The sequence below is a fragment of the Niveispirillum sp. genome (genome assembly GCF_052437035.1).
In the GTDB taxonomy this organism is placed as follows: Bacteria; Pseudomonadota; Alphaproteobacteria; order Azospirillales; family Azospirillaceae; genus Niveispirillum.
This window is the reverse complement of sequence record NZ_JBQVOH010000015.1, coordinates 67,637-93,507: the sequence shown is the minus strand read 5'-3', so window position 1 is coordinate 93,507 and position 25,871 is coordinate 67,637. Positions and strand designations below refer to the sequence as shown.

Below are 25,871 nucleotides of genomic sequence, written 5' to 3'. Positions count from 1 at the left end.
GCCCAGATGGCCCGCGCCGCCGGCATCCACCTGATCATGGCGACCCAACGCCCGTCGGTCGACGTCATCACCGGCACCATCAAGGCCAACTTCCCGACCCGGATTTCCTTCCAGGTCACCTCCAAGATCGACAGCCGGACCATCCTGGGCGAACAGGGCGGCGAACAGCTGCTGGGCCAGGGCGACATGCTCTATATGGCCGGCGGCGGACGCATCACCCGCCTGCACGGCCCCTTCGTCGACGACAAGGAGGTCGAGGACGTCTGCAAACACCTGAAGGCCCAGGCCGAGCCCGACTATCTGGACCTGATCACCGACGAACCGGACGGCGACGGGGACGGCGGCTTCGACGAGGGTGGAAACGGCGGCCCAAATGGGAGCGGGGGCGACGATCTGTACGACCGGGCCGTCGCCGTCGTGACCCGCGACCGCAAGGCCTCGACCTCCTACGTCCAGCGTCGTCTGCAGATCGGCTACAACCGCGCCGCCTCCCTGATCGAGCGCATGGAGCAGGAAGGCGTGGTCAGCCCCGCCAACCACGCCGGCAAGCGCGATGTCCTGGCCGGCCCGCCGCCGATGGTGTGAGCCAAGCCGAGGAACGGCTGCGCCTTCGAGCCGTTGTCTGACCCGCCGTCGCATCCAAGCTTCAGCATTTCGATGAACAGGGCTTCATCGGAGCGCCGGAATATGGTCAGGCTCGCGTCATTCCGACGCCAAGCCGATCGGGCAAGACGGCGGCATCGCTGACCATCCCGAACGGGAGACTGACTTCATGACCACCACCGCCGTCGCCGAGAGCCTCGCCGCCCCGATCGACGCCCCCGTCGATTCGCAACGCCGCGCCCTGCTGCTGGGCGCCGGACTTGTGACGGGCTTGGCCGCCCTGGGGATGTTCGACGCGGCCCAGGCCCAATCCAATCTATCGGCCGAGGATCGGGCGGTGGTTCAAAGGGCCCAGACCTATCTCCAAGGCTTGACCTCGGCCCAGGGCACGTTCGTCGAGACGGGTCCGGGCGGACAGCGCCGCGAGGGCCGCTTCTATCTGCAGCGCCCCGGCAAGATGCGGTTCGAATACACCAATCCGGCCGGCCTGCTGGTCGTGTCGGACGGCTACAACGTCAAACGCTATGACCCGCGACTGAACAATTTCCAGCAGGTTCCGCTGGGACGAACGCCCCTTTCGACCTTCCTTGCGCGCAATGTGCGGCTGGACCAGGGCGTCCGGATCGACCGCGTCACGCGGATGCAGTCCGGCGCCTTCGCCATCACCGCCCGCGACGCCAATCGGCCCAACGACGGCCAGGTGGTTCTGGCCTTCGCCGGTGATCCGATCCGCCTGCACGAATGGACCATTTCCGACGCCCAGGGATCGCGGACCCGCACTCAGCTGACCTCGCTTCAGCCTGCCTCCGGCTTGGCGGCCAGCCTGTTCCAACTGCGAGACCCCACCCGCCGACCCGGTCGGAATTAGCGCCTGTGCGAGCGGGAGTCGCGAATCACCGGTATCCGTCCGTTGCCGGAGAATCACGGCCAAGCGAGAAATGTGACAATTTGACCTTTTCCTTCGGTCGTGACATCTAGAACACAGAGCGGCGGCGGCCGCTCTACCGCCCGGATGCATCCCCCTCCCCGGCGGCGAGAGAGACGAAACTGGATCGGCCCGGCCCGCAGAGGCCGGGCCTTTTTTCTGGGTGGTTCTTCCGGAGCGCGGCCTGTTAAAGCGAAGCATGACCCTTCGCCTCGCCACCTGGAACATCAACTCCGTCCGCCTGCGCATCGATCAGGTCGCCCGGTTCGTCGCCGAACGGGCTCCCGACGTTCTGATGCTGCAAGAGATCAAATGCACGACGGATCAGTTCCCGCGCGCCGCCTTCGAAGAGATGGGCCTGCCTCATATGCGTGTCGCCGGCCAGAAGGGTTGGCACGGGGTGGCGATCGCCAGCCGCCTGCCGCTTGAGGACAGCGAGACCTTCCAGGTCTGCAAACTGGGCCACGCCCGTTGCGTCTCGGCCCGGGTCGCCGGGATCGACGTTCAGAACTTCTACATTCCCGCCGGCGGCGACGTGCCCGACCGGACGCTGAACCCCAAGTTCGATCACAAGCTCGACTTCTACGAACAGCTGACCGAGATCGTCGCCCGACAGGATCGGTCTCGCCCCCTGGTCATGGCCGGCGATTTCAACATCGCACCGGGCGAGGGCGACGTGTGGAACCACCGCTACATGTCCAAGATCGTCAGCCACACGCCGATCGAGGTGGAGGTGCTGAACCGACTTCAGGCTACAGGCGGCTTCGCCGACGTGCTGCGCGACCGTTTCCCCGAACCGCAGAAGCTGGCCAGCTGGTGGAGTTATCGAGCCGCCGACTTCCGCAAGTCGAACCGCGGCCTGCGCCTGGATCATATCTGGACCTCGCCCGGCCTGACCCCGGCCGTCATCAAGGACACGGCCCGGATTCATGATGACGTCCGCGAGTGGGACCGGCCGTCCGACCATGCGCCGGTGACGGTCGATTTGTCCGTCTGACCCCGACAACTGTCCCACAAGCGTCGCACAAGCTTAGCCTTTCAGGCGCATAGCTTTAGGCAGCCTGTCATTGACCCGCACTAAGGAGCCCGCGCCGCCCATGGGGGCGCGGCCTCATTAATCGGATTTCCAATGACCATTTCAGGTTCGTCCACTCGGCGCGCCCTTCTCGGCGTTTCCTGCAGCCTCGCCGCGCTCTGCGCCGGCGGTTCGGCCTGGGCCCAGTCCGAGACCGCTACCGGCCCAGCCACCTTGCAAGAGATCGTCGTGACCGGCGCCCGGCGCGCCCAGACGGTTCTGGTCGAGGAACGCCAGGCGACCGGCGTCGTGGACGCCATCGCCGTCGGCGACGTCAGCCTGAACCCCCAAACCACCATCGCCGACCTGGCCAAGCGCCTGCCCGGCGTGTCGGTCAGTCAGGACCAGGGCCGCAACCAGTCGGCCACCGGCGAAGCCCAATACGTCGCCATCCGCGGCTTCGACACCAGCTTCAACGCCTATACGCTGGACGGCCTGCGCCTGCCCCAGACGGCCGGCGGCCGCTCGATCTCGCTGAACCTGTTCAGCCCCTTCGCCATCCAGACCATCGGCATCGAAAAGACGCCGGATGCGACGCTCGACGCCGACGCCATCGCCGGTATCGTCAATCTGGTCACGCCGACCGCCTTCGACTTCGGTGACCAGATGCTGCGCCTGCGCGCCGTCGGCCAGATGGCCGAACTGGCCGAGGATCGCGGTCAGGACAGCCTGGGCGGCGCAGTCGGCGTGGACATGGCGCGTCGCTTCGCCGACGGTCGCCTGGGCGTCTATGCTTCCGCCTATTACGAGCAGAAGGACAGCGCCGCCGAAAGCGTCGCTGTTCAGAACGACTACAAGACTTCCAGGGCCAATGTCGGCTCGGCCCGCGAGAATGAGAACGCCCTGTCGGCGGACGGTCTTCAGTGGAACTTCTTCAACTCCACGGTGGAACGCTACGGCGCCACGGCCTCTCTGGACTATCGCACCCAGCCCTTGGACCTGTTCGCCCGGGTCAACTATGCGACCTACACCAACACCAATACGATGAACCAGACGGGGCTTCGCAGCGAGCGGACCTCGGGCCAGACCAATCCCAATCCTGGCGGCGCCAACTACAACGCCGCCGGCGACTACACGCCCTACGGCATCAATCCGGCCAACTATTTCCGCGTCGAGGACGTCGAACAGGAGCTGCTGTCGGTCCAGACGGGGGGCAAGCTGCGCTTCGGCGACTTCACCGCCTCGCTGGAAGCCGCCTATGCCGACGGCCGTCTGGACTCGCCCAATACGATCGAGGCCGCCTGGCGAGGCGTCGCCTATAACGGCGCGACGGGCAATACCGGCGCCTCGACCGAAGGGCTGAAGCTGGACCTGTCGGACCCTCGCTGGCCCATGCCGGTGCTGTCGGCCGGCGCGACCGCCTATGTCGCCAGCCAGGACCGTCCCAGCCAGATCTATGTCCAGCAGGGCTACGGCTATCTGTCGGAGGTGAAGAAGACGGTGAAGGGCGACCTGACCTGGGCCGGTTCCGGCGTGCTCGCCAGCGCCTCGGTCGGCGGCTTGTACGAGACGGCCGATCAGGACGGCCGCAGCCTGGCCCCGGACGACACCCGCTACCGTTTCCGCACGTCCTTGCAGGCTGGAACCGTGGACGGCCCGTCGATCGGCGCGACGCCCGGCCGCCTGATCACCGACTTCATGGACCACGGCACGGTGCGCCCGGTGAAGCTGGTCGATCGCCGCTTCGTCGAAAACGAACGCGATCTGTACGGCTCGACCGTGGTGGTTTCGCAAGAGAAGCTGAACCAGGGCCTGTCGGACAGCCGGGAAGACCGGACGGCCGCCTTCGCCGCCGCCACCCTGAAACTGGCCGGCGGCGCCCTGGAGATCACGCCGGGGGTCCGCTACGAGGACAACCACTTCGAAGCCCGCTTCTTCGTGAAGGACGCCGACGGCGCCCGTTTCGCGACCGCAGATCGGGATTACGACCATGTCGATCCCAGCGTCATCGCCGCCTGGCGTCCCAGCGACGCCCTGGTGGTGCGGGCGGCCGCGCGTTCCAGCTACAGCCGGCCCGCGGGCAGCCAGCTGGCGGGTCCGACCACCGTCAGCCGCGACCCCGTCACCAACGCCGTCATCAGCATCAGCCAGCCCAACCCCGATCTGAAACCGGTTGAGGGCTGGAGCTATGACCTGGGTCTGGAATGGTACGCCGTCGGCTCCAACCTGCAACTGGCCGTCTACCACAAGGATCTGGACAATGTCGTCGTGCCGACCGCCCTGCGGACGGGCACGAGCAAGACCAGCGACGGCGTCATCCTGATCAAGCCGTTCAACGGCCTGGGCGGCTCCGCCACCGGGATCGAAATGGGCGGTCGTTATGTCCTGCCGGTCGACGGCTGGATGGACGGCCTGTCGCTGGGCGGGAACCTGACCTATCAGCAGACGGAGGCCGAATACCGCCTCTCCTCGACCGACATCCGCAAGAGCGACCTGCCCCAGGCGCCCGAGCTGATGTACAATCTGGAGGCCGGCTATGAGCATGGGCCGGTGCGGGCCAGCCTCTGGTACAACTACACTGGTCGTCGCCTGGACACGGTTCAGGACAGCCAGCCCGACATCTACATCCAGCCGTCCAAGGAGCTGAACCTGGGCGTGGCCTTGACCCTGGCGCCCGGACTGGAAGTGGGGGCTGCGGTCCGCAACCTGACCGACGAACCGACCCGTTGGTCGACCGTCGGGGCGGGCGAACGCTATGTCTCGCCCGACCGCAAGGGCGGCTATCTGGAAACCGGCCGGGTCTTCCAGGTCAGCGTCAACGCCACCTTCTGATCCTTCGGGCCCAGTCGATTGACGCTCAGGAGGGCGGCGGAGTAAATCCGCCGCCCTCTATCGTTTCCGGATAGGCGAACCGGGCCTTCAATAGACGGCGACGCGACGGGGCGGGGGCGCGGAAACCGGCCGTGTCTTGCGCTCCAGCGCCTCGGCCGCCTGAGCCAATCGCTCGACCGCCACGTCCAAAACAGGCTCCGGCAGAGTATAGGGCAATCGCAGCCGATGTTCGAAAGCGCCGTCCACGCCGAAGCGCGGACCGGACGCCAATCTCAAGCCGCGCTCGGCCGCCTGGACCGCCAGGGCCGAGCTGATCGGCGCCGGCAGTTGCGCCCAGACGGACAGGCCGCCCGCCGGCCGGGGACAGACCCACTCCGGCAGCCGTTCCGCCAGCCGCATCCGCAGATGGTCGCGTCGCGCTCGCAGCAGAGGCCGTCGCGCCGCCAGACCGGCGCCGCCGTCGCCCAGCAGTTCGACCGCCGCCAGCTGCTCCAGGATCGGCGCGCCCAGGTCGAAACTGGCGCGGCTTTGGGCCAGGCGCTGGATCACCGCCCGGTCCGCGCGAATCCACCCGATGCGCAACCCGCCCCAGACGCTCTTGGACAGGGAGCCCAGGCGCACGACACGCGGCGCATCGACCGCCGAGGCCGTCAGGGCAGGCGGGCCGCTGAGGGTCAGCTCCACCAAGGTCTCATCCAGCACCAGCAGAGTCTCGCACCCTTTCAGCCCCGCCAGAAGCCGCAGCCGATCCGCCGCCCGCATCATCCGCCCGGTGGGATTGTGATGGTCGAGGACCAGATAGGCCAGGGGCGCGCCACTGGTCCGACAGGCGGCGATCAGACCCTCCACATCCCACCCCTCAGTCCCCGCTCCCGCCCCGGCGTCGTCCGGCAGGGCGACCGGCGTGGGACGCGCGCCGGCCGCGAGAATGGCGTCCAGCGCCTGCGGATAGGTGGGATGGTCGAAGACGACCGGCTGACCCGGCCTGACCATCAGCCGCAGCAGATGAACCAGTCCATTGTGAGCCCCGTGGGTGATCAGGATCTGGGCGGGCGAGGTCGGCAAGCCGCGCCGCCGATAGGCGGCCGCCACCGCCTCGCGCAGGGCCTCAACCCCCGAGGCCTCATAGCCGTGGCCCGGCAAACGGGTCGGCAGCCGCTCCAGAGCCCGGACATAGGCGGCGTGAACGCTGGGATCGGCCGGCAGGACGGCGGCGGTCAGGTCGAGGACCTCGTCCGCGCGGGAAGAGGTTCTGGCTTCAGTAAGGCCGCGCGAGCCGCCCGTCGGCGCCTCACCCGGCAGGCTGGTCCGCGCCGAGGCGCCGCGTCCCCCTGTAAGAAACCCGTCATCCCGCAGTCGTCCATAGGCGGCCGACACGGTCGTACGGCTCAAACCCAGCGCCTGCGCCGCTTCGCGCTCTCCCGGCAGTCGCGCCGCCAGAGGAAGCCGTCCGTCCAGGATCAAAAGTCTGACCGCTCCGGCCAACTGACGGTAGGCCGGGCCGGCGCCCGGCGCGCGCCAAGCGCCCAGGTGGCGGATCAGAGAGGCTGTACCGATAGACCGCGAGGACATGGGGCCAGAATGACAGAACTGGACCTTTTTTCCAAAGCCAGTTTAGGCGAAACGCCGCTCATGACCCGCCGCCTGATCCAACTCTTCCTGGGCCTGAGCCTTTACGGCCTGTCCATCGGCCTGATCGTCAGGGCGGATCTGGGTCTCGACCCTTGGGACGTCCTGAGCCAGGGCATTTTCGAACGATTCGCCGAACCGGCCGGTCTCGGCTTCGGCATGGTGGTCAATCTGATCGGTATGGCCGTGCTGCTGCTGTGGATTCCGCTGCGCCAGAAGCCGGGAATAGGCACGATCGCCAATGTTCTGGTCATCGGCTCGGTCGCCGGCCTGGCGCTGAGATACATTCCGGCGGACCCGGTCCTACCGGTTCGGAGCCTGTTCCTGGCGACGGGGATCGTGCTGAATGGCGTGGCGAGCGGCGCCTATATCGGGGCGGGCCTGGGTCCAGGACCGCGCGACGGCCTGATGACAGGTCTGGTCGCCCGCACCGGCTGGCCGATCAAGGCCGTGCGGACCGCCATCGAACTGACCGTCGTCGCCGCCGGCTGGGCCCTGGGCGGCTCGGTCGGGGTCGGGACGATCCTCTACGCCCTCGCCATCGGCCCGCTGGTCCAGATCTTCCTTCCGGCGTTCACGGTCGGAAAGGAGGACGGGCGGAAAACGCTTCCTGGCGGAAAACCGACGCGTCCAGCCTAACGGCGCCTTGTTCGGAACCCCTCAGGGCTGGAGCCGATAACCGCCCGCGTCGGTCAGCAGAAGCCTGGCCTGACCCGGCTCAGGCTCGATCTTCTGGCGCAGGCGATAGATGTGGGTTTCCAGGGTGTGGGTGGTGACACCGGCGTTATAGCCCCAGACCTCGGTCAGCAGCTCCTCGCGCGACACGGGCTTGGCGCCGGCGCGGTAGAGATACTTCAGGATGTTCGTCTCTTTTTCCGTCAGCCGCACCTTCTTGCCCTTGGCGTCCATCAAAACCTTGGCGGCGGGCCGGAACTCATAGGGGCCGATGGAGAAGACGGCGTCTTCCGACTGTTCGTGGCTGCGCAGATGGGCGCGGATGCGGGCCAGCAGGACCGCGAACCGGAAGGGCTTGGTGACATAGTCGTTGGCGCCCGCGTCCAGGCCCAGAATGGCGTCGGCGTCGGCGGACTGGGCGGTCAGCATGATGACCGGGGTGGAGACCCCGTCCTTGCGCAGCAGGCGGCAGGCCTCGCGGCCGTCCATGTCGGGCAGGTCGACGTCCAGCAGGATCAGGTCTGCGCGGATCTCGCGCCCCATACGAACGCCGTCCGCGGCGGTCGAGGCCTGCTGGGTCTTGAACTCTTCGTGCAGATTCAACTGCTCGGCCAAGGCCTCGCGCAGGTCGTCGTCGTCATCGATGATCAGGATGGTCTTGGGCGTGGGCATGGACAGACAATGGCGAGGCTTGGCCCCCGCGCCAAGGCTTGGGGGTGCGAATTCACGTCGAGTTACGGCCTAGAGACTGTTTCGGATGGTTTTCGTTCCCCGAACAACGCCGTTCCCACCCGGACATGGGTCGCGCCGCAGCGGATCGCCGTCTCGTAATCGCCGCTCATCCCCATGGACAGGACCGACAGGCCATTGTCCTCCGCCAACCGCGCCAGAAGCCGGAAATGGGGTTCAGGCGGCTCATCGGCGGGCGGAATACACATCAACCCCTCGACCGTCAGCCCATAGGTCTTCTGCGCCGTCGCGATCAGAGCCTCGGCGGCGTCGGGCAGGACGCCGGCCTTCTGCGGCTCGGCCCCCGTATTGACCTGGATCAGCAGACGAGGCGATCGGCCCCGTTTCGCCGCAGCCTCGGCCAGGGTCCGCGCCAGCTTCTCCCGGTCCAGGGTCTCGATGACGTCAAACAGGGCCACGGCGTCTTCGGCCTTGTTGGTCTGGAGCGGCCCGATCAGACGCAGCTCCAGTTCCACTCCGCCGGGGCGGCCGTACAGGCCCTCGGCCCAACGTCCCTGGGCCTCCTGCACTCGGTTTTCGCCGAACACCCTCTGGCCCGCCGCCCTCATGGCCGCGACGGCCCCCGGCGGCTGGGTCTTGGAGACGGCGGTCAGAACGACGGTTTCGGGGTCGCGCCCGACGTCCCGGCAGGCCTCTGCGATACGGGCGCGGACGACGGCCAGCCTGTCGGAGATTGCGGCGGGATCGGTGGACGGAGACGCCGAAGCGGGAGAAGAAGAGGTCATGATCCTGCCGGCCGGTTACAGCGACGATGCGCGCATGCTCTGGGATGCGGCCACCGCTCTAAACCGCGCCGCCGCCGCTGTCAGCCCGGCGGCGGCGCGTCTGCCGCCGCTGCTGTTCTTCACCGACCCGGCGCGCACCCCCCGCCCCTGGGAGACGGCGGCCCGCCTGCCGCCGGGATCGGCCGTGGTCTATCGCGCCTTCGGCGCCGATCAGGCGGTCGAGATCGGCCGTCGCCTGCGCGCCGTGACGCATGAGGCCGGGGTTGAACTTCTGGTCGGAAAGGACGCCGATCTCGCCGACGCCGTATCGGCCGACGGCCTGCATCTGCCGGAGAGAGAAGCTGATCGCGCCGCCGATGAGCGAAGACGGCGCCCGGATTGGCGGCTGACGGCGGCCTGGCACGGGGCCGAACCGCCGGCTTCGGGGGTGGAGGCCCTGATCCTGTCGCCGATCTTTCCGGCTGGGGGCGCGTCGGCGACCAAGCCGGCCCTGGGGGCGGCGGCGTTCAAAACCCTGGTCCAACGCGCCGGGGTTCCGGTTTACGCCCTGGGTGGATTGCGTCCGGACCGGGTTGCGCTGCTGACGGGATCGGGCGCCTGCGGCCTGGCGGCGGTGGAGACGATCCAGTCCGCCTTCGGCGGCGTCAGAACTTAAAGATTGTTTCCAGACGGACGCGGGGCTGGGTGCGGGCGCTGGTTTCCGGCGCTCGCGCAGGATCAGCCTCCGGCGAGGCCACAGCCGCAGCGGCGCCGACGCGCAGACGGTCGTTGAGCCGGTAATAGGCGCCGGCTTCGACGTCTCCCCAGTCCGTCTCGCGGCCCACAGGCTGGTTCAGATTGAAATCCAGGGCCCAGCGTCCGCTGTCGTTCAGACGCAGGCCGCGACGCTGCTGCGCGGGGGCGTGGCGCTGAGCCGACTGGGCTTCCGACAGGGACAGGCTCGAACTGCGTGACGCTGCGCTCTGCGCAAGCACAGGCGTGGCGGCAAGCACAGCCGTCGCCGCAACCAGTCCAGCCGAGAAACCGCCGAAACGCATTCCAAACCCTTCGAACGCCGCCGACGGCGACGCCTTCAACCCTGCCCCGGCGCTTTGGGCCGTGAACGCCGCGATTAGACACCGGGGGCGCTTCCGGTCAACGCAACGTTGGCGCCGGGGCGGGGTTCCTCCGCATTGTTGCACCGCGATGTGGCTCAAGCGTCACGAGATTCTGGCCAAAACCGTCCTCTCCTCCGCCGCGAGACCGCTCCCGCGACGTCTCACGGCCGAGTTCGCCTTGTCATCGCCCCTTTTGCCCGTGTTATAGAACAGCGCAACGGCGCAGACCGTCAGAGCGACGCCGCGCGCGCGTGGGGGCGAGGGCCTTCACGTCCCTGAGTTTACGGAGACTTCCTTGATGAGCCTCAACAAGGCCCTGGTTCGCGGCGTCGCTGTCGCCTTGGTCTCAGGCTTGGCCCTGAGCGCCTGTTCCAGCCTCCCCTTTGTCGGAAACGGCAAGAAGAAGGCCAAGACGGACGTCCAGCAGGGCATCGGCGTCAACGGCTATCTTTGGCGCGCCTCGCTGGACACCCTCAGCTTCATGCCCCTGCTGACCGCCGATCCGTGGGGCGGGGTCATCAACTATGACTGGTACATCAACCCCCAGACGCCGAACGAGCGTTTCAAGGCCACCGTCTTCATCCTGGACACTCGCCTGCGCGCCGATGCGCTGAACGTGACCGTGACCAAGGAAATCAAGGGCGCCGACGGTCAGTGGACCGCCGCTCCGGTCGCCGCCCAGACCGAGGCGGACCTGGAAAACGCCATCCTGACCAAGGCGCGCCAGCTGAACCTGTCTAATGCGGGCTAAAGCAGGCTAACGCCTGCTTTAGCTTTCCATTTAGGTGCTACCGCCCTTCGGGCTAGTGAGCCGGGAGGGCGGCAGCGCCCTTTTGACTTCAGGACGACCGTGGCCCGTTACGAACCCAAGACCGCCGAACCCCGCCAGCAGGCCCGCTGGGCCGAAGCCGCCGCCTTTGTGACCAAGGACACCGGCCGGCCGAAATACTATGTGCTTGAGATGTTCCCCTATCCGTCGGGCAACATCCACATGGGCCACGCCCGCAACTATGTGATGGGCGACGTGGTGGCGCGGTCCAAGCGCGCGCAAGGCTATGACGTCCTGCACCCGATGGGCTGGGACGCCTTCGGCATGCCGGCCGAGAATGCGGCCATGGAACGCGGCATCCACCCCAAGGGCTGGACCTACGACAATATCGCCCAGATGCGGGACCAGCTGAAGCTGCTGGGCCTGTCGCTGGACTGGTCGCGCGAGTTCGCCACCTGCGATCCAGAATACTACGGCAAGCAGCAGGCCTGGTTCCTGGAGCTGTATCGGCGCGGTCTGGTCTATCGCAAGGACGGGGTGGTCAACTGGGACCCGATCGACAACACAGTCCTGGCCAATGAGCAGGTGATCGACGGGCGCGGCTGGCGTTCCGGCGCCGTGGTGGAGAAGCGCAAGCTGAACCAGTGGTTCCTGCGCATCACCGACTATGCCGACGACCTGATCGACGGGCTGAAGACCCTGGATCGCTGGCCCGAGAAGGTCCGGCTGATGCAGGAGAACTGGATCGGCCGCTCCAAGGGTTTGCAGATGACCTGGGCCTTCTCCGGCCAAGCCCCCGCCGGTTACGAGACCGGCGTCGAAATCTACACCACCCGGCCCGACACCCTGTTCGGCGCCAGCTTCCTGGGCCTGGCCCCGGATCACCCCATTTCGAAGCAACTGGCCGAGGCCGATCCGCGCGTCGCCGACTTCATCGCCGAATGCCGCAAGGGCGGCGCCTCCCAGGCCGAGATCGAACAGGCCGAAAAGATCGGCTGGGACACGAGTCTGAAGGTTCTGCATCCCTTCACCGGCGCCGAAATCCCCGTCTGGATCGCCAACTTCATCCTGTCGGAATACGGCACGGGCGCCATCTTCGCCTGCCCGGCCCATGACCAGCGCGACCTGGACTTCGCCCGCAAATACGACCTGCCGGTGATCCCGGTGGTCCGCCCCGAGGGCGCCGGCGACGACTTCGCCGTGGGCGACGAGGCCTATACAGGCCCCGGCTCCATCTTCCATTCCGACTTCCTGGACGGACTGGACATCGAAACCGCCAAGGCCGAGGCGATCCGCCGCGTCGAGGCGGCCGGGACCGGCCAGGGCGCGACCATCTATCGGCTGCGCGACTGGGGCGTGTCACGCCAGCGCTACTGGGGCTGCCCCATCCCGATCATCCACTGCCCGTCCTGCGGCCCGGTGGAGGTTCCGGCGGATCAGCTGCCGGTCGAACTGCCCGAGGATGTGACCTTCGACGTGCCCGGCAATCCGCTGGACCGCCATCCGACCTGGAAACACGTCAAATGCCCGTCGTGCGGCCAGGATGCGACGCGCGAGACCGACACGCTCGACACCTTCGTCGACTCCAGCTGGTATTTCGCCCGCTTCACCGACCCGAAGGCGGCCGAGCCGATCAACACCGAGGCGGCGAACCGCTGGCTGGCGGTGGATCAGTATATCGGCGGGGTCGAGCACGCGGTCCTGCACCTGCTGTACGCCCGGTTCATCACCCGCGCCCTGTCGGACGCCGGCATGCTGGCGGTGAAGGAGCCGTTCGCGGGCCTGTTCACCCAGGGGATGGTGGTCCACGAGACCTATTTCGAAGGCCAGGACGAGGTCGGAAAGCCGCGCTGGGTCGAACCCACCGACGTCCGCATCGAGACGATCGACGGCCAGCGAGTCGCCACCCGCCTGTCGAACGGCGCGCGTCTTTCGATCGGCGACATCGAGAAGATGTCCAAGTCCAAGAAGAACGTCGTCGCGCCTCAGGAAATCCTGGAAAGCCACGGGGTGGACGCCGGGCGTCTGTTCGTCCTGTCCGACAGCCCGCCCGAGCGGGACGTGCAATGGACGCCGGGCGGGGTCGAGGGCGCCAGCCGGTTCGTGCAGCGGACCTGGAGCCTGTTCGACGCCTATGACCCCGGCTTCGTCGGCGAGGACAAGGCCAACGCCGAACTGCTGCGAGAGACCCACAAGGCCATCAAGGCCGTGTCCGAGGGCGTCGAAGGCTTCCGCTTTAACTCGGCCATCGCCAAGCTGTACGCCTTCGTCGCCACGGTGCGCGACAGCGTCCAGGGCGGCGGCGAGGCCAAGCGTCAGGCCCTGTCGGCCCTGGCGCGCCTGATCGCCCCCTTCACCCCCCACCTGGCCGAGGAGTGCTGGACCCGGCTGGGAGAGGACGGGATGGTTCTGGACGCGCCCTGGCCGGTGTGGGACGCTGCGCTCGCGGCCGACGACGAGGTGGTTCTGCCCATCCAGATCAACGGCAAGCGTCGGGCGGAAATCCGCGTTGCGCGCGGCATGGAGCCGGCCGAGGTCGAGGCCCTGGTTCTGGCCGATGAGACGGTTAAGGCGCGTCTGGAGGGTCTGAGCGTGAAGAAGATCGTCGTGGTCAAGGATCGGATCGTCAATCTGGTGGCCGGCTGATGCGCGTCCCAACCAGCCTTGCCCTACTAAGCGTCCTGGCGCTCGCAGCCTGCGGCTTTACGCCCATGTACGCCGAGCCGGGCGTGGGCTCGCCCCTGCGCCGGATCGCGGTGACGGCCCAGGACGACCGACTGGGCTATCGCCTGCGTGAACAGCTGGAGGACGCCCTGGCCTGGGATCGGTCCGCAGCGCCGCTTTACCGGCTGACGACCCGTGTCGAACAGGACCGGCGGCCCCTGGGGCGCCGGATCGACGACACCGCCACCCGCTATGAGCTGACGGTCAAGGCGACCTGGACCCTTACGCCCGTCGCTGGAGGCGCGCCCGCGACCGGGGTGGAGACCGTCACCACCACCTACGCCGCCGACGACCAGCCCTATGCCGCGATCGCCGCCCAGCAGGACGGTGAAGAACGCGCGGCCGCCGAACTGGCGCGTCTGATCCGGCTGGACCTGATGCAGGCCCTGTCGAACCGGTGATTCTGGCCAAACGCCCCGAAATCGACCGCTTTCTGAAGGCGCCCGATCCGGCGATCCGAGCAGCGGTGATCCACGGCAAGGATCGGTCGGGCGTCGCCGAACGGGCCGAGATCCTGTGCAGGGCGATCACCCCGGACCTGAACGACCCTTTCAACGTCACCGTCCTGACCGACAGCGACATCGACAGCGACGAAAGCAGGCTGGAAGAGGCCCTGACGGCCATGTCCCTGATGGGCGGGCGCCGTCTGGTGCGGATCCGGCTGTCGGCGCTGAAACCCGGAGTGGACAAGGCGGTGGCCGCCGCCGTCAAGATCCATGCCGAGGGCGGCTATAATCCCGACGCCATGCTGGTGGTCGAGGCCGACCAGCTGGGCCGTGACTCCGCCCTGCGCAAGACCGCCGAGAAGGAGGCCGGCGCCGTCGGCATCGTCTGCTATGAAGACGAGACCGGCGACGTCGCCCGCATGACCCGCGAGGCCTTGGCGGCCGACAAGGTGGGGCTGACGCCCGACGCCCTCGATCGTTTCGTGGCCCGCCTGCCGCGTGAGCGGGGTCTGATGCGCCAGGAGATCGAACGCCTGGCCCTGTTCATCGGTCCCGGTTCCGGCCGGACGATCGACAGCGAGCTTCTGGACCAGCATCTGGGGGTCGAGCCGGACGCCTCCCTGTCCGACGCCGCGCTTCAGGCCTTCGGCGGGCGGCCCGGTCCGGCTCAAGCGGGTCTGCGTCGCGCCTTCGCAGAGGGCGAATCCTCGGTCCTGGCGGTCCGGTCCGCCGCCCTGCATCTGGGGCGGCTGCGGCGGATCAATATTCTTCAGGCCAACGGCGCCGGCGCCAAGGAGGCGGCCAAGGCGGCGGGCGTCTTCTGGAAACAGGAGGCGGAGATGCTGCGTCAGGCCCGCGCCTGGCGTCTGGAGGCGCTGGACGAGGTGCTCGACAGCGTCAACACCGCCGACGTCGCCACCAAGACGACCGGCATGCCCGACCAGCTGATCGCCGAACGCCTGCTGCTGGAGATCGCCGGACGGGCTAAGCGCCTGGGGCTTTGACGGGGCTGGTGCGGCTCAGCCTCGCTTTGACGCTTTGCGGAAGGCGGGCTTGGCCAGGGCCGTGTTGCGGGCAGCCACGCTGCGCTCGTCGCCGGCGGACGGCGCGCTGGCTGGACCGGCGAAACCCTGGCCCGCTCCGCCCTGCCGGCGCGCCTTCTTGGCGGCCAGCGCCTGTTTCAGATTTTCGGCGGCGGTTGGCGGCGGAACATTGTCGGTCATTCCGCCTGTCTAGCACATCGCGAGGCTCAGCCGCGCATCAATCGACGGCACAGGTCGTCGAGCTGTTCCAGAGAGCCGTAGCGAATGGTCAGCTCGCCCTTGCCTGCGCGGTCGTTCAACTGAACGGACAGGCCCAGGGCGTCGGCCAAATCCTGTTGCAAGGCGGCGACGTCGGCGGTTCCTTCCTCGCTGGGGGCGGGCTTGGCCTTGACCGGCTTGGGGCCCTCGGCGGCGCGGCGGGCCAGGGCCTCGACCTGGCGAACGTTCAGCCCCTCATTATAGGCCTGCTCGGCCAGGGCGCCGGCGTTGGGCGCCGTCACCAGGGCGCGGGCATGGCCGGCCGTCAACTTGCCGTTCCGCACATACCACAGCACTTCTTCAGGCAGTTGCAGCAGACGCAGGGTGTTGGCCACATGGCTGCGGCTCTTGCCGACGATGCCGGCGACCTGATCCTGGGTGCGGCCGAACCGCTCCATCAGCATCCGATAGGCGTCGGCTTCTTCCAGCGGATTCAGATCGGCGCGCTGGACGTTCTCGATGATGGCGACTTCGTAAACCTCGACGTCATCCATTTCATGGACGACGATCGGCACCTCCGTCAGCCGGGCCGCCTGGGAAGCGCGCCAGCGGCGCTCACCGGCGATAATCTGCCAGACCCCCTCCTCCTTCGGATGGGTGCGGACCAGGATCGGCTGAAGCACCCCCTTGTCACGGATGGAGGCCGTCAGTTCATCCAGCTGTTCCTGGGTGAAGATTTTCCGCGGTTGATCGGGATTGGGCTTCAAACTCTCGATCGGCACGCGCTGCACGCCCGAAGGCACGGCGGCGTTGAGCGCCGTCGGCGCTTCAATGGTCTCGCCCATCAGGGCCGACAGGCCGCGGCCCAGACCTCTTTGTCGTTCAGCCAAAATACTGTTCCGTTTCTTCTTCTAATCAGGCGTGTAGCGGCCGTTCAGGCGGCCAGCTTCTGGCGCTGGCGTTCACGCTTCACCACTTCCTTGGCCAAGCGCAGATAGGCCTGGCTGCCGGCGCATTTGAGGTCATAGATCAGGGCGGGCTTTCCGAACGACGGCGCCTCGGCGACCCGAACATTTCTCGGGATGACGCTGTCATAGACCTTGTCGCCAAAATGGGCGCGCACGTCATTGGCGACCTGGCCCGACAGGGCGCTCCGCCGATCGAACATCGTCAGCACCAGCCCCTGGATTTCGAGAGACGGGTTCAGGCTCTGTTTGACCATGTCGATGGTCCGCATCAACTGGCTGAGCCCTTCAAGCGCAAAGAACTCGCATTGGAGCGGCACAAGAACCGCATCCGCCGCCGCCATGGCGTTCAGGGTCAGCAGGTTCAGCGACGGCGGACAGTCGATCAGCACATAGTCATACGCGGTAGGGCCGTCGTCATGCTGCCGAAGAGCGTCCCTCAAGCGATAGGATCGCCGATCCGCCTGGCTCAACTCGATCTCGACCCCAGACATGTCCGCATCGGCAGGGACGATCCAGAGCCCCGGAACAGTGGTTTGGACGGCGGCGTCTTCGATAGAGCGCTGATCCACCACCACATCATAGATGGTGACCCGCCGTGTTTCACGTGGAACGCCCAAGCCGGTGGAGGCATTGCCCTGGGGGTCCATATCGACGATCAGGACCCGCTTTCCGATAGCGGCCAGGGCGGTTCCCAGATTAATCGCGGTCGTGGTCTTGCCCACGCCGCCCTTCTGGTTGGAGACGGCGAGTACGCGGGCAGGCAGTTTGTTAGTGCTTGGAACGGGCACGACGAACACTCCGGACGGTCACGATGCGGCCGCGCGGGTCGCTTTGCGACGGGGCCAGTTCAGCCTCGAAATGCCAGGATTTACGGGCCTCGATCAACTCGGATTCGACCCTTTCCCCCTTGAGGAACAGACCTTGTGCACCCCTTTCAAAATAGGGCTGTGCATAACCCAGCAGCCGCTCCATCGGGGCCACAGCGCGAGCGGTCACCACGTCGCATTTTAGGGTCTGATCCTCCGCCCGGCCGTTGATCACCGTGGCGGGCAGGGCGAACGCATCGACCGCCTCCTGCAGAAACCGACAACGTTTCCCCAAGCTGTCGATCAGCCAAACCCGGGCGTCCGATCGTCCCTTCAGCATGATCGCCAGGACCACGCCGGGAAAACCCGCGCCCGCGCCGAGGTCCGCCCAACAACGCGCCGAGGGCGCCGTCTGCAGCAGTTGCGCGCTGTCCCAGGCGTGGCGGTTCCAAAAATCCGGCAGGCTGTCCGGCCCAACGAGATTCATTACCGCGTTCGCCTCGCCTAACCGCAGGCGAAAGGCCTCCAGATCGGCCATCTGCGCATCTGAAGCGCCGGCCTTGCGTTGGAAGGCGGCCATCTCCCCTTCCAGCATCAGGCGACCGCCTCGACCTTGGGCGACTTTTTGACATGGGCCAGCAGGGCCGTCAGGGCGCCCGGCGTCATGCCCTCAATACGCCCCGCCTGGCCGAGGGTGCGGGGCCTGATGCGGCTGAGCTTCTCGCGCACCTCATTGGACAGGCTGCCGACGACGCCATAGTCGAGATCGACCGGCAGGATCAAATCCTCCTCGGAGCGAAGGGCCTGGGCGTCGATCGCCTGGCGATCAAGATAGTTGGCGTATCCGGCGTCGATTTCGACCTGCTCACGAACTTCAGGGGTCCAGTCCGCAATGGCTGGGATGGTCGGCATGAACTGTTGCAGGGTGACGCCCGGAAAGGCGAGCAGTTCACGCATGGAGCGGCGACGGCCGTCGGCGTTCACGGGAATGCCCAGGGCGTTGGCCTCTTTCGGCGTAAAAAGCGTTTCACGTGAAACACGGCTCGCCAAGGCCATGGCGTCGGCCTTGTCCGAGAAGCGCGCGGCCCTGTCGGAGCCGACGATCCCCAACTGCATCGCCAGCGGCGTCAGCCGCTGATCCGCATTGTCGGCCCGCAGCGTCAGACGATATTCGGCCCGGCTGGTGAACATGCGATAGGGCTCGGTGACGCCGCGCGTCACCAGGTCGTCGACCATGACGCCGATATAGGCCTGGTCACGACCCAGGATCACAGCGTCCTGCCCCGCCGCCGCTCGGGCGGCGTTCAGGCCGGCCATCAAGCCCTGAGCCGCCGCCTCCTCATATCCGGTCGTCCCATTGATCTGGCCGGCCAGATAGAGACCAGGTCGTTTCTTGACCTCAAGAGCGGCCGTCAATTCGCGCGGATCGACATAGTCGTATTCAATCGCATAGCCGTAACGGAAGACCTCAACAGTCTCCAAACCGGGGATGGTCCGCAGGAAGGCCTTCTGGGTGGCTTCGGATACGGAGGTTGAAATCCCGTTGGGATAGACGGTCGGGTCATCCAGGCCTTCCGGTTCGAGGAAGATCTGATGGCTGGTCTTGTCGGCGAACCGCACGACCTTGTCCTCAATCGAGGGGCAGTAGCGGGGGCCGCGCCCGGACAGACGCCCTCCATAGACTGCGCTCTCACCCAGGTTCTCAGCGATGAGGCGATGGGTCTGTTCGGTCGTGTGGGTGACACCGCAGGCGATCTGAGGAACGGTGATCCGATCCGTCAGAAAGGAGAAGGCGCTGGGGGTTTCGTCGGCCTCCTGCATCTCCAGCCGGTCCCAGGCGATGGTCCGCCCATCCAGTCGCGCGGGCGTGCCGGTCTTCAACCGGCCCATGGTCAGGCCGGCGGCGTGCAGATCAACGGCCAGACCCGTCGACGGCGCCTCGCCGTGCCGGCCTGCCGGAATACGCTCATCGCCCCGATGAATGACGCCGTTCAGGAAGGTTCCGGTCGTCAGGACGACAACGGCGGCCCCAATCCTCTCCCCCGCTCCGGTAATGACGCCCACAACGCGCTCGCCGTCCAGGATCAGCCGCTCCGCCGTGGCGGCCATCAGCGTCAGGTTCGCCGTCTGGGCCAGCTCCGCCTGCATGGCTTCTCGATACAGGCGTCGGTCGATCTGGCTGCGTGGCCCCCGGACGGCGGCGCCCTTGGACCGGTTCAGGAGCCGGAACTGGATCCCCGAGGCGTCCGCCAGACGGCCCATGATCCCGTCCATGGCGTCGATCTCACGCACAAGATGCCCCTTGCCCAGGCCGCCGATAGCGGGGTTGCAGGACATTTCGCCGATGGTCTCCAACTTCTGGGTCAGAAGCAGGGTTCGGGCCCCCGCGCGCGCAGAGGCGGCGGCCGCTTCACAGCCGGCGTGGCCGCCGCCGATGACAACGACGTCGAACGAATAGTTGCTTGTGGGGATCATGCGCGCCACATAGGCCAAAACAGCAGATTTCGCCAGAGGCGAGCGCGAGCGCGAGCGACGGTGACGACAGGGTTCGCTGAACGTAGTCCTACTTACGGTGTTTCACGTGAAACACCGGTATTACTTGCCGATGCAGAAGGTCGAGAACACCTCGCCCAACACCTCTTCGACACCGATCTCGCCGGTGATGCGTGAAAGGGCTTGCGCGGCGCGGCGCAGATCGTCGCCCGCCATTTCGGGAGAGACCTCCAGCGCCGCCAGGCCCGTCCGTACGTCCGCCAGAGCCTCGCTCAGCCGCAGCCGATGACGTTCGCGCGTGATCGCCGGGAAGTCCGCCCCCGACAGATCCCGCTCCAATCGCGCGGCGATCCAGTCATGAAGCTCGCCCAGGCCCGCGCCGGTATGACTGCTTACGGCGATCTGATCCCAGCCTTGGGAGCGGATATCGGCCGATGCGAGGTCGCTCTTATTGGCCACGATCAGATCACCCGACCGAACATAGTCCGCCGCCACGCCTTCCACATCGCCGGGCGCTCGAACCCATAGCCTCAGATCCGCCCCCTCTGCGCGCGCCCGCGCGCGCCGAACCCCTTCCGCCTCTACCGGGTCGTCGCTGTCTCTCAATCCGGCCGTATCAGACAGGGTGACGGCATAGCCGCCGATCACCAGTTCGGCGTCCAGAACATCGCGCGTCGTCCCGGCGATCGGCGTGACGATCGCCGCCTCGCGCTGGATCAGGGCGTTGAACAGCGACGACTTACCGGCGTTGGTCTCACCGATCAGCACGATGCGATAGCCGTCCCGAACGCGCTCTCCCCGCGCCCCATCCTCGACGGCGCGATGCAGATCGCGCGCCAGCTGCTCAAGCACTGGCCCCGCCGTCCGCGCCAGATTGTCCGGCACCTCCTCGTCGGGGAAGTCGATCTCGGCCTCGACCAGGGCCAGGGCCTTCAGCAGGTCGCGGCGGAAACCGGCGTAGGTTTGGCTAAGCCTCCCGTCCAGCTGACCCAGAGCCTGTCTCGCCTGGGCCGCCGTCTCCGCATCAATCAGATCGGCCACCGCCTCCGCCTGGGCCAGATCCATCCGGCCGTTCTGAAAGGCGCGGCGGGTGAACTCACCCGGCTCGGCGGGTCGCAGTCCCAAGGCGATCAGGGCGCGACTGGCCGCTTCGACCACCGCCCGGCCGCCGTGCAGATGAAGTTCGGCTGCGTCCTCGCCTGTGTAGGAATGGGGCCCGACGAACCGAAGGACCAGGGCCTGATCAATGGCGACGCCATCATGATTCAGATCCCGGACCGCAGCCAGCCGCGGCTTCAGTCCCCCCGCGCCCAGGGCTTTCAGCGTCGGCGCGACGGCCGGCCCCGAAAGACGCAAGACGGCGATGGCGCCTCGGCCGGGCGGGGTGGCGAGGGCGAAGATGGTGTCCTGGGTCATGGTCTCAGGGGCTTCTCCAACTGCGGAGAAACCTGTGGCTCACTTCACCGCCGCTTCCATCAACCGCCGAAACTGATCCTGCGCCTGAAGGCCGAAACTGGTCCAGGTCTTCAGCAGTTCGTCCGGCTGCATGGCGGCGACATTGGCTTCCATCCGCTTGGTCATCTCGGCCACCATGGCCTCGTTCAGCGGGGCGACGTCAGGCAGTCCCAGAAAGGCGCGCGCCTCCGCCGGAGTGCAATCGATCTCGATTTGAACCTTCATGCCGCCGTGCCTCCTGTTTCACGTGAAACCATCAGATGACGGATCAGGTGTTCATCGACTGGAAGAAGTCCGCGTTGTTCTTCGACTGACGCAGCTTGTCGAGCAGGAATTCGATCGCGTCCTGCGGACCCATCGGATTCAGGATGCGGCGCAGCACGTAGGTCTTGGCCAGCTGGTCCTTCGGCGTGATCAGGTCTTCCTTGCGGGTGCCGGACTTCAACACGTCGATGGCGGGGAAGATGCGCTTGTCGGCCACCTTGCGGTCCAGCACGATTTCCGAGTTGCCGGTGCCCTTGAACTCTTCGAAGATCACCTCGTCCATCCGGCTGCCGGTGTCGATCAGGGCCGTAGCGATGATGGTCAGGGACCCGCCCTGCTCCACATTCCGCGCCGCGCCGAAGAAGCGCTTGGGCCGTTGCAGGGCGTTGGCGTCGACGCCGCCGGTCAGAACCTTGCCCGACGACGGGACGGTGGCGTTGTAAGCCCGGCCCAGGCGGGTGATGGAGTCCAGCAGGATCACCACATCCTTCTTGTGCTCGACCAGGCGCTTGGCCTTTTCGATCACCATCTCGGCGACGGCGACGTGGCGCGTGGCCGGCTCGTCGAAGGTGGAGGCCACGACCTCGCCCTTCACCGTCCTCTGCATGTCCGTGACCTCTTCCGGCCGTTCGTCGATCAGCAGGACGATCAGGAAGACCTCCGGGTGGTTCCGCTCGATCGACTTGGCGATGTTCTGCAGCATCACCGTCTTGCCGACCCTTGGCGGCGCCACGATCAGGCAGCGCTGGCCCTTGCCCAGGGGGGCGACGATGTCGATGACCCGACCCGAACGGTCCTTCAGGGTCGGATCCTGGATTTCCATGTGCAGCCGCTCCTCCGGATAGAGGGGCGTCAGGTTGTCGAACAGAACCTTGGTCTTCACCATCTCAGGGTCTTCGAGATTGATGGTGTCGACCTTCAGCAGGGCGAAATAGCGCTCGCCCTCGCGCGGCGCCCGCACGGCGCCGTGGACCGTATCGCCCGAGCGCAGGCCGAAGCGGCGGATCTGGGACGGCGACACATAGACGTCGTCCGGGCCGGGCAGATAGTTGGCGTCCGGGCTGCGTAGGAAGCCGAACCCGTCGGGAAGGATTTCCAACACGCCGTCGGCGATGATCTCGACCTCTTCCTCAGCCAGGGCCTTCAGGATGGCGAAGAGCAGATCCTGTTTGCGCAGGTTGGAGGCGTTCTCGACCTCCAGCTGTTCGGCGAAGGCGACCAGGTCGGCCGGGGTCTTCTCATTCAACTCGGCCAGGGTGATCCGGCCGTTCGGCACCACGGGCTCGCCGTCCTCATCCTCGTCCGCCGTAGTGTCCACGCCCGAGTCTGCGCCCGCCGCCTCGCCGGCCTCATGCGCGGCGCCGTGATGGGTCGGGGCTTCGGCCTCGATTTCGGTCTCGGGAGTGTCGGTGACGTCGGTCATGATACAGGCTCGCGGACGCGCGCACGGAACCGCACGGCGTCAGGTCTCTGGAAATGTCTGGCCTTTCGGCCGAAGGGGGGCACGACGGTCTCCCGCTGGTCGAACCGGCGGGCGTCGCGAAAAGAGAGGGACCGCTGGACGGACCGAACGGTTCACCACCAGCGGAACCACAGGCGAGAGGTCAGGTCAAGCGGAGCCGCTCACCCGAACGTCCACTCCGTGGTGACCGACAGCACCATGATGATGGCCAGGACGAACGGGACCTCGTTCGTCATCCGCCAGAACTTGCCGGAATATTTCGACGTCCCCGCCGCGATCTTCTTGCGCTGCGCCGCCAGGAAGCCGTGCCAGCCGCTCAACAGCAGGACGCCGATCAGTTTGGCCACCATCCACGGCTCGGCCAGAAGCGCCGCCCCCCGCGCCGAGACGTCGATATGGATCAGCCACAGGCCGAAGCCCCAAGCCAGGATCATGGCCGGATTCAGGATGATGCGCAGCAGCCGCGTCTGCCACAGCCTCAGCAGGGCCTGCATCTCGCCGCGCAGGGGCTCGGGCTTGGCGTTCTGCTCGACGTCATAAGCATAGAGCCGCGGCAGGAACAGCAGACCCGCCATCCAGGCGATCACCGCCAGTATGTGCAGGCCCCGGGCCAGATCGTACAGGTTCACGCTGCGCTCCTTTCGTTACGACAGGGACAGGCCTTCCAGTCCGTCTGACAGCCCAGACCGAAGGGAGCGACCCCCGTGCGGCCCAGGGCGTCGATCGTCGCCGCCGCCAGGGCCTCGATGAACACGGGCGCAGTGCCGACCGCCGGCGCGCGCAGATAGGGCCTGACCCCCTTATCATGGGCCAGTTCGCCGTATTCGATGTCCAGCTCGACCAGGGTCTCGATGTGTTCGGAGACAAAGGCGATGGGGGTGATGACCACCCCGACCCCGTCGCGGCCGGCCTGTTCGATCGCCTCAGGCGTGGACGGCCCCAGCCATTTCATCGGTCCGACGCGGCTCTGGTAGCAGAGGGCATGGTCGATGGGGCCCCGGTCGCGCTCGATGGCGGCGACCACGGCGGCGACGGTCGTCTCGACCTGTTCCTGATAGGGGTCGCCCTTGCCGCTGACCAACTTCTCCGGGATGCCGTGGGCCGAGAACAGCACCCGCACCGGTCCGTCGCCCGCCTCATCCAGTTTGGATGCGATCGCCTGGGCCTGGGCCTCGACCCAGCCGTCGGCGCGAGGATAACAGCAGACCGTCCGGCTGATGCCCGACCCGGCATAGGTCTCGTTCCAGATCTTCAGCGAGGACTGGGTCGTCGTCGTCGAGAACTGCGGATAGAGGGGCAGCAGCACCACCTCGTCGGGCGCGAAGGCCGCCACCTCGACCGCCGTCTGATCGGTCAGCGGCCGCCAGTAGCGCATGGCGATAAAGACCCGGACCTCGTCCCCGGCCAACCGGGCGTTCAGCACCGCCTCCAGGGCCTCAGCCTGCAGCCGGGTTCCAGGCAGCAGGGGCGACCCGCCTCCCATCAAGGCGTAGTTGGCCTGGGCGCTCGCCTCCCGCCGGCTGGAGATCAGCTTCGCCAGGGGCGTTCGCACGATCCCCGGCAGGCCGATGATGGCCGGATCATTGAACAGATTGAACAGGAAGGGCTTCACCGAAGCCTGATCGTCGGGTCCGCCCAGATTGAACAGCACCACCGCGATGCGGCGGCCCGGCAAGGGTTGGGTCATTGGGCGCCGATCCTTTTCAGAACCTGTTCGACATGGTCGATGGGCACGTCGGGCAATATGCCATGACCCAGGTTGAACACCCACGGCCCCTGGCCCCATGCCTCCATCAGCTGATCCACCCGGCGGTCCAACAGTTCGCCCCCGGCGCGCAGCAGCAGGGGGTCCAGCGCGCCCTGGATCGGCTTGATCTGCTGCACCCGTCCGCCGACTTCCAGCGGACAGGCGGTGTCCAGGGCGACCGCATCGACCTCGACCGCCTGGGCATACCGCTCCGCCAGGGCTGCAGAGCCCCGCGGGAAACCGATCAGGGGCACGGTGACGCCCAACTCCCGCGTGCGCTTCACAAGCGCCTGGTGGGGATTCAGGACCAGCCTTTCGAACAGATCGTCGGGCAGGCCCTCAGCCCAGCTCTCGAAGATCTTCAGCACCTGGGCGCCGGAGTCGGCCTGCATCTTCAGATACCGGGCCGTCGCCTCGACCAGTACCTCCAGTGTCTCATCCACCCGCCTGGGATCGGCATAGGCGTAGGTCCGCGCCGCCGCCCGCTCGCCCTTGCCGATGGTCCGGGCTTCGCCGTCCAGCATATAGGTGGCCACGGTCCAGGGCGCGCCGGCGAAACCGATCAGGGCCCGCTCCGGCTCGAGCGCCGCGCGCACGATCGACAGGGTTTCGCCCACGGCGGACAGATGCTCGCCCGCCCCGGCGGCCAACTCCATCATCCGCCCCGGAATGGGCATGGCGCCCAGACGCGGTCCCTCCCCCGCCTCGAACCACACGTCCTGACCCAGGGCCTGGGGGATCAGCAGGATGTCGGCGAATACGATGGCCGCATCGAAGCCGAACCGACGCATCGGCTGGAGCGTCGCCTCAGCGGCCATCTCCGGGTTCAGGCAAAAACTGATGAAATCCGGCGCCTCGGCCCTCAGCCGGCGATATTCGGGCAGATACCGTCCCGCCTGACGCATAAACCAGACCGGCGGTCGATCCAGCGTCTCTCCTCGGAGAGCCCGAATCATCATCGGCGCCTCTTGGGGCGTCTGAACGGCGTTCTGGGTCGGATCGGTCATGCCGGACGATTAAGGTCACAGCCCCCCGCTCTCAATCCCTAATCAAGTTAAGAATTAAAAGATTCGTAGTGGCAGGTAGGGCGGTGGAACGGCGGGGATGAATGCGGCGGCTGTGGCGGAACAAAAGCGGATATCCACGCGCCTCCAGGCGCCTTCGGGGATGCGGAACAGGATTATACGGCCGGTGGACAATCCCTAATGAAACCTTAACGGCAAAGGCTTTGCGGGGCGTTCGGCC

Annotated in this window: 25 protein-coding genes; 10 read left to right on the top strand and 15 right to left on the bottom strand. The window is 66.9% G+C overall.

Annotated features, from left to right (window positions below):
* From ACT6Q8_RS24110 to ACT6Q8_RS24095, 4 genes are all read left to right on the top strand, one after another.
* The coding region (locus ACT6Q8_RS24110; protein WP_444739446.1) for a DNA translocase FtsK at positions 1 to 585 on the top strand (585 nt) is incomplete at its 5' end.
* Positions 586 to 772: 187 nt separating this feature from the next.
* Positions 773 to 1,471, top strand: a complete 699-nt coding sequence (locus ACT6Q8_RS24105; protein ID WP_287396833.1) for a LolA family protein — start codon at positions 773 to 775, stop codon at positions 1,469 to 1,471.
* Positions 1,472 to 1,727: 256 nt separating this feature from the next.
* Positions 1,728 to 2,525 (top strand): exodeoxyribonuclease III, encoded by a 798-nt coding sequence (locus ACT6Q8_RS24100; protein WP_152949271.1) that lies wholly within the window; start codon positions 1,728 to 1,730, stop codon positions 2,523 to 2,525.
* 132 nt (positions 2,526 to 2,657) lie between these two features.
* Positions 2,658 to 5,375: a TonB-dependent receptor gene (locus ACT6Q8_RS24095; protein WP_444571537.1), complete on the top strand. Its 2,718-nt coding sequence runs from the start codon at positions 2,658 to 2,660 to the stop codon at positions 5,373 to 5,375.
* A gap of 87 nt (positions 5,376 to 5,462) precedes the next feature.
* Here the strand turns inward: ACT6Q8_RS24095 and yczR are convergent, their stop codons facing one another.
* Positions 5,463 to 6,947 carry a MocR-like transcription factor YczR gene (gene yczR / locus ACT6Q8_RS24090; protein ID WP_444571539.1) on the bottom strand — a complete coding sequence of 495 codons (1,485 nt, stop codon included), beginning with the start codon at positions 6,945 to 6,947 and terminating at the stop codon, positions 5,463 to 5,465.
* A 9-nt stretch (positions 6,948 to 6,956) separates the two neighbouring features.
* Between yczR and yczE the strand changes: the two genes are divergently transcribed.
* Positions 6,957 to 7,643: a membrane protein YczE gene (yczE, locus tag ACT6Q8_RS24085; RefSeq protein ID WP_444739445.1), complete on the top strand. Its 687-nt coding sequence runs from the start codon at positions 6,957 to 6,959 to the stop codon at positions 7,641 to 7,643.
* A 21-nt stretch (positions 7,644 to 7,664) separates the two neighbouring features.
* Here yczE and ACT6Q8_RS24080 read toward each other — a convergent pair whose 3' ends face one another.
* On the bottom strand, positions 7,665 to 8,351 hold the full coding sequence (locus tag ACT6Q8_RS24080) for a response regulator transcription factor (RefSeq protein ID WP_054764424.1): 687 nt from the start codon (positions 8,349 to 8,351) through the stop codon (positions 7,665 to 7,667).
* 62 nt (positions 8,352 to 8,413) lie between these two features.
* Entirely contained in the window at positions 8,414 to 9,154 is a 741-nt protein-coding gene (locus tag ACT6Q8_RS24075) for a YggS family pyridoxal phosphate-dependent enzyme (protein ID WP_409613066.1), read from the bottom strand.
* On the opposite strand from ACT6Q8_RS24075, the gene ACT6Q8_RS24070 reads away from it, so the two are divergent.
* On the top strand, positions 9,153 to 9,809 hold the full coding sequence (locus ACT6Q8_RS24070) for a thiamine phosphate synthase (protein WP_444571541.1): 657 nt from the start codon (positions 9,153 to 9,155) through the stop codon (positions 9,807 to 9,809). The genes ACT6Q8_RS24075 and ACT6Q8_RS24070 overlap by 2 nt on opposite strands.
* Here the strand turns inward: ACT6Q8_RS24070 and ACT6Q8_RS24065 are convergent.
* On the bottom strand, positions 9,799 to 10,230 hold the full coding sequence (locus tag ACT6Q8_RS24065; protein WP_444739444.1) for an NtrZ family periplasmic regulatory protein: 432 nt from the start codon (positions 10,228 to 10,230) through the stop codon (positions 9,799 to 9,801). The genes ACT6Q8_RS24070 and ACT6Q8_RS24065 overlap by 11 nt on opposite strands.
* A 319-nt stretch (positions 10,231 to 10,549) precedes the next feature.
* Between ACT6Q8_RS24065 and ACT6Q8_RS24060 the strand changes: the two genes are divergently transcribed.
* From ACT6Q8_RS24060 to holA, 4 genes are all read left to right on the top strand, one after another.
* Complete coding sequence (locus ACT6Q8_RS24060) at positions 10,550 to 11,002, top strand: DUF3576 domain-containing protein (RefSeq protein WP_183216381.1); 453 nt, start codon at positions 10,550 to 10,552, stop codon at positions 11,000 to 11,002.
* 99 nt (positions 11,003 to 11,101) lie between these two features.
* Positions 11,102 to 13,666 (top strand): leucine--tRNA ligase, encoded by a 2,565-nt coding sequence (gene leuS, locus ACT6Q8_RS24055; RefSeq protein WP_444571542.1) that lies wholly within the window; start codon positions 11,102 to 11,104, stop codon positions 13,664 to 13,666.
* The gene (lptE, locus tag ACT6Q8_RS24050) at positions 13,666 to 14,145 is read left to right on the top strand and encodes an LPS assembly lipoprotein LptE (RefSeq protein WP_444571543.1); all 480 of its coding nucleotides are present in this window, start codon (positions 13,666 to 13,668) and stop codon (positions 14,143 to 14,145) included. The genes leuS and lptE overlap by 1 nt, the downstream gene beginning before the upstream one ends.
* Positions 14,142 to 15,194 (top strand): DNA polymerase III subunit delta, encoded by a 1,053-nt coding sequence (gene holA, locus ACT6Q8_RS24045; protein WP_444571545.1) that lies wholly within the window; start codon positions 14,142 to 14,144, stop codon positions 15,192 to 15,194. The genes lptE and holA overlap by 4 nt, the downstream gene beginning before the upstream one ends.
* 15 nt (positions 15,195 to 15,209) lie before the next feature.
* On the opposite strand, the gene ACT6Q8_RS24040 is transcribed toward holA, so the two are convergent.
* The 11 genes from ACT6Q8_RS24040 to hemE all read right to left on the bottom strand — a co-directional run bounded on the left by ACT6Q8_RS24040 (position 15,210) and on the right by hemE (position 25,585).
* Positions 15,210 to 15,413: a hypothetical protein gene (locus ACT6Q8_RS24040; protein ID WP_444571546.1), complete on the bottom strand. Its 204-nt coding sequence runs from the start codon at positions 15,411 to 15,413 to the stop codon at positions 15,210 to 15,212.
* A gap of 26 nt (positions 15,414 to 15,439) precedes the next feature.
* On the bottom strand, positions 15,440 to 16,276 hold the full coding sequence (locus ACT6Q8_RS24035) for a ParB/RepB/Spo0J family partition protein (RefSeq protein WP_444739443.1): 837 nt from the start codon (positions 16,274 to 16,276) through the stop codon (positions 15,440 to 15,442).
* Between the two features lie 89 nt (positions 16,277 to 16,365).
* Positions 16,366 to 17,187, bottom strand: coding sequence for a ParA family protein (locus tag ACT6Q8_RS24030; RefSeq protein WP_156314139.1), 822 nt, complete (start codon positions 17,185 to 17,187; stop codon positions 16,366 to 16,368).
* Positions 17,168 to 17,785 (bottom strand): 16S rRNA (guanine(527)-N(7))-methyltransferase RsmG, encoded by a 618-nt coding sequence (gene rsmG, locus ACT6Q8_RS24025; protein ID WP_444571549.1) that lies wholly within the window; start codon positions 17,783 to 17,785, stop codon positions 17,168 to 17,170. The genes ACT6Q8_RS24030 and rsmG overlap by 20 nt, the downstream gene beginning before the upstream one ends.
* A 14-nt stretch (positions 17,786 to 17,799) precedes the next feature.
* A complete protein-coding gene (gene mnmG / locus ACT6Q8_RS24020) occupies positions 17,800 to 19,680 on the bottom strand; it encodes a tRNA uridine-5-carboxymethylaminomethyl(34) synthesis enzyme MnmG (protein WP_444571551.1) in 1,881 nt (626 codons plus the stop codon).
* A 120-nt stretch (positions 19,681 to 19,800) separates the two neighbouring features.
* Positions 19,801 to 21,114, bottom strand: coding sequence for a tRNA uridine-5-carboxymethylaminomethyl(34) synthesis GTPase MnmE (gene mnmE, locus ACT6Q8_RS24015; RefSeq protein ID WP_444571553.1), 1,314 nt, complete (start codon positions 21,112 to 21,114; stop codon positions 19,801 to 19,803).
* A 39-nt stretch (positions 21,115 to 21,153) separates the two neighbouring features.
* The gene (locus tag ACT6Q8_RS24010; protein WP_152949258.1) at positions 21,154 to 21,378 is read right to left on the bottom strand and encodes a DUF6489 family protein; all 225 of its coding nucleotides are present in this window, start codon (positions 21,376 to 21,378) and stop codon (positions 21,154 to 21,156) included.
* Between the two features lie 43 nt (positions 21,379 to 21,421).
* Entirely contained in the window at positions 21,422 to 22,678 is a 1,257-nt protein-coding gene (gene rho / locus ACT6Q8_RS24005) for a transcription termination factor Rho (RefSeq protein WP_321208085.1), read from the bottom strand.
* 362 nt (positions 22,679 to 23,040) lie between these two features.
* Positions 23,041 to 23,508 carry a CopD family protein gene (locus ACT6Q8_RS24000; protein WP_054764412.1) on the bottom strand — a complete coding sequence of 156 codons (468 nt, stop codon included), beginning with the start codon at positions 23,506 to 23,508 and terminating at the stop codon, positions 23,041 to 23,043.
* Positions 23,505 to 24,566, bottom strand: a complete 1,062-nt coding sequence (gene hemH / locus ACT6Q8_RS23995; protein WP_444571554.1) for a ferrochelatase — start codon at positions 24,564 to 24,566, stop codon at positions 23,505 to 23,507. Before hemH ends, ACT6Q8_RS24000 begins: the two co-directional genes overlap by 4 nt.
* Positions 24,563 to 25,585, bottom strand: coding sequence for a uroporphyrinogen decarboxylase (hemE, locus tag ACT6Q8_RS23990; protein ID WP_444739442.1), 1,023 nt, complete (start codon positions 25,583 to 25,585; stop codon positions 24,563 to 24,565). The genes hemH and hemE overlap by 4 nt, the downstream gene beginning before the upstream one ends.
* Positions 25,586 to 25,871: the final 286 nt, after the last annotated feature.

Excerpts from the sequence above, each read along its gene's own strand:
- ACT6Q8_RS24105 (WP_287396833.1), top strand. The coding sequence starts at position 773 with ATGACCACCACCGCCGTCGCCGAGAGCCTCGCCGCCCCGATCGACGCC.
- ACT6Q8_RS24100 (WP_152949271.1), top strand. The coding sequence starts at position 1,728 with ATGACCCTTCGCCTCGCCACCTGGAACATCAACTCCGTCCGCCTGCGC.
- ACT6Q8_RS24095 (WP_444571537.1), top strand. The coding sequence starts at position 2,658 with ATGACCATTTCAGGTTCGTCCACTCGGCGCGCCCTTCTCGGCGTTTCC.
- yczR (WP_444571539.1), bottom strand. The coding sequence starts at position 6,947 with ATGTCCTCGCGGTCTATCGGTACAGCCTCTCTGATCCGCCACCTGGGC.
- yczE (WP_444739445.1), top strand. The coding sequence starts at position 6,957 with ATGACAGAACTGGACCTTTTTTCCAAAGCCAGTTTAGGCGAAACGCCG.
- ACT6Q8_RS24080 (WP_054764424.1), bottom strand. The coding sequence starts at position 8,351 with ATGCCCACGCCCAAGACCATCCTGATCATCGATGACGACGACGACCTG.
- ACT6Q8_RS24070 (WP_444571541.1), top strand. The coding sequence starts at position 9,153 with ATGATCCTGCCGGCCGGTTACAGCGACGATGCGCGCATGCTCTGGGAT.
- ACT6Q8_RS24075 (WP_409613066.1), bottom strand. The coding sequence starts at position 9,154 with ATGACCTCTTCTTCTCCCGCTTCGGCGTCTCCGTCCACCGATCCCGCC.
- ACT6Q8_RS24060 (WP_183216381.1), top strand. The coding sequence starts at position 10,550 with ATGAGCCTCAACAAGGCCCTGGTTCGCGGCGTCGCTGTCGCCTTGGTC.
- lptE (WP_444571543.1), top strand. The coding sequence starts at position 13,666 with ATGCGCGTCCCAACCAGCCTTGCCCTACTAAGCGTCCTGGCGCTCGCA.
- ACT6Q8_RS24040 (WP_444571546.1), bottom strand. The coding sequence starts at position 15,413 with ATGACCGACAATGTTCCGCCGCCAACCGCCGCCGAAAATCTGAAACAG.
- ACT6Q8_RS24035 (WP_444739443.1), bottom strand. The coding sequence starts at position 16,276 with ATGGGCGAGACCATTGAAGCGCCGACGGCGCTCAACGCCGCCGTGCCT.
- rsmG (WP_444571549.1), bottom strand. The coding sequence starts at position 17,785 with ATGGCCGCCTTCCAACGCAAGGCCGGCGCTTCAGATGCGCAGATGGCC.
- mnmG (WP_444571551.1), bottom strand. The coding sequence starts at position 19,680 with ATGATCCCCACAAGCAACTATTCGTTCGACGTCGTTGTCATCGGCGGC.
- mnmE (WP_444571553.1), bottom strand. The coding sequence starts at position 21,114 with ATGACCCAGGACACCATCTTCGCCCTCGCCACCCCGCCCGGCCGAGGC.
- ACT6Q8_RS24010 (WP_152949258.1), bottom strand. The coding sequence starts at position 21,378 with ATGAAGGTTCAAATCGAGATCGATTGCACTCCGGCGGAGGCGCGCGCC.
- hemH (WP_444571554.1), bottom strand. The coding sequence starts at position 24,566 with ATGACCCAACCCTTGCCGGGCCGCCGCATCGCGGTGGTGCTGTTCAAT.
- hemE (WP_444739442.1), bottom strand. The coding sequence starts at position 25,585 with ATGATGATTCGGGCTCTCCGAGGAGAGACGCTGGATCGACCGCCGGTC.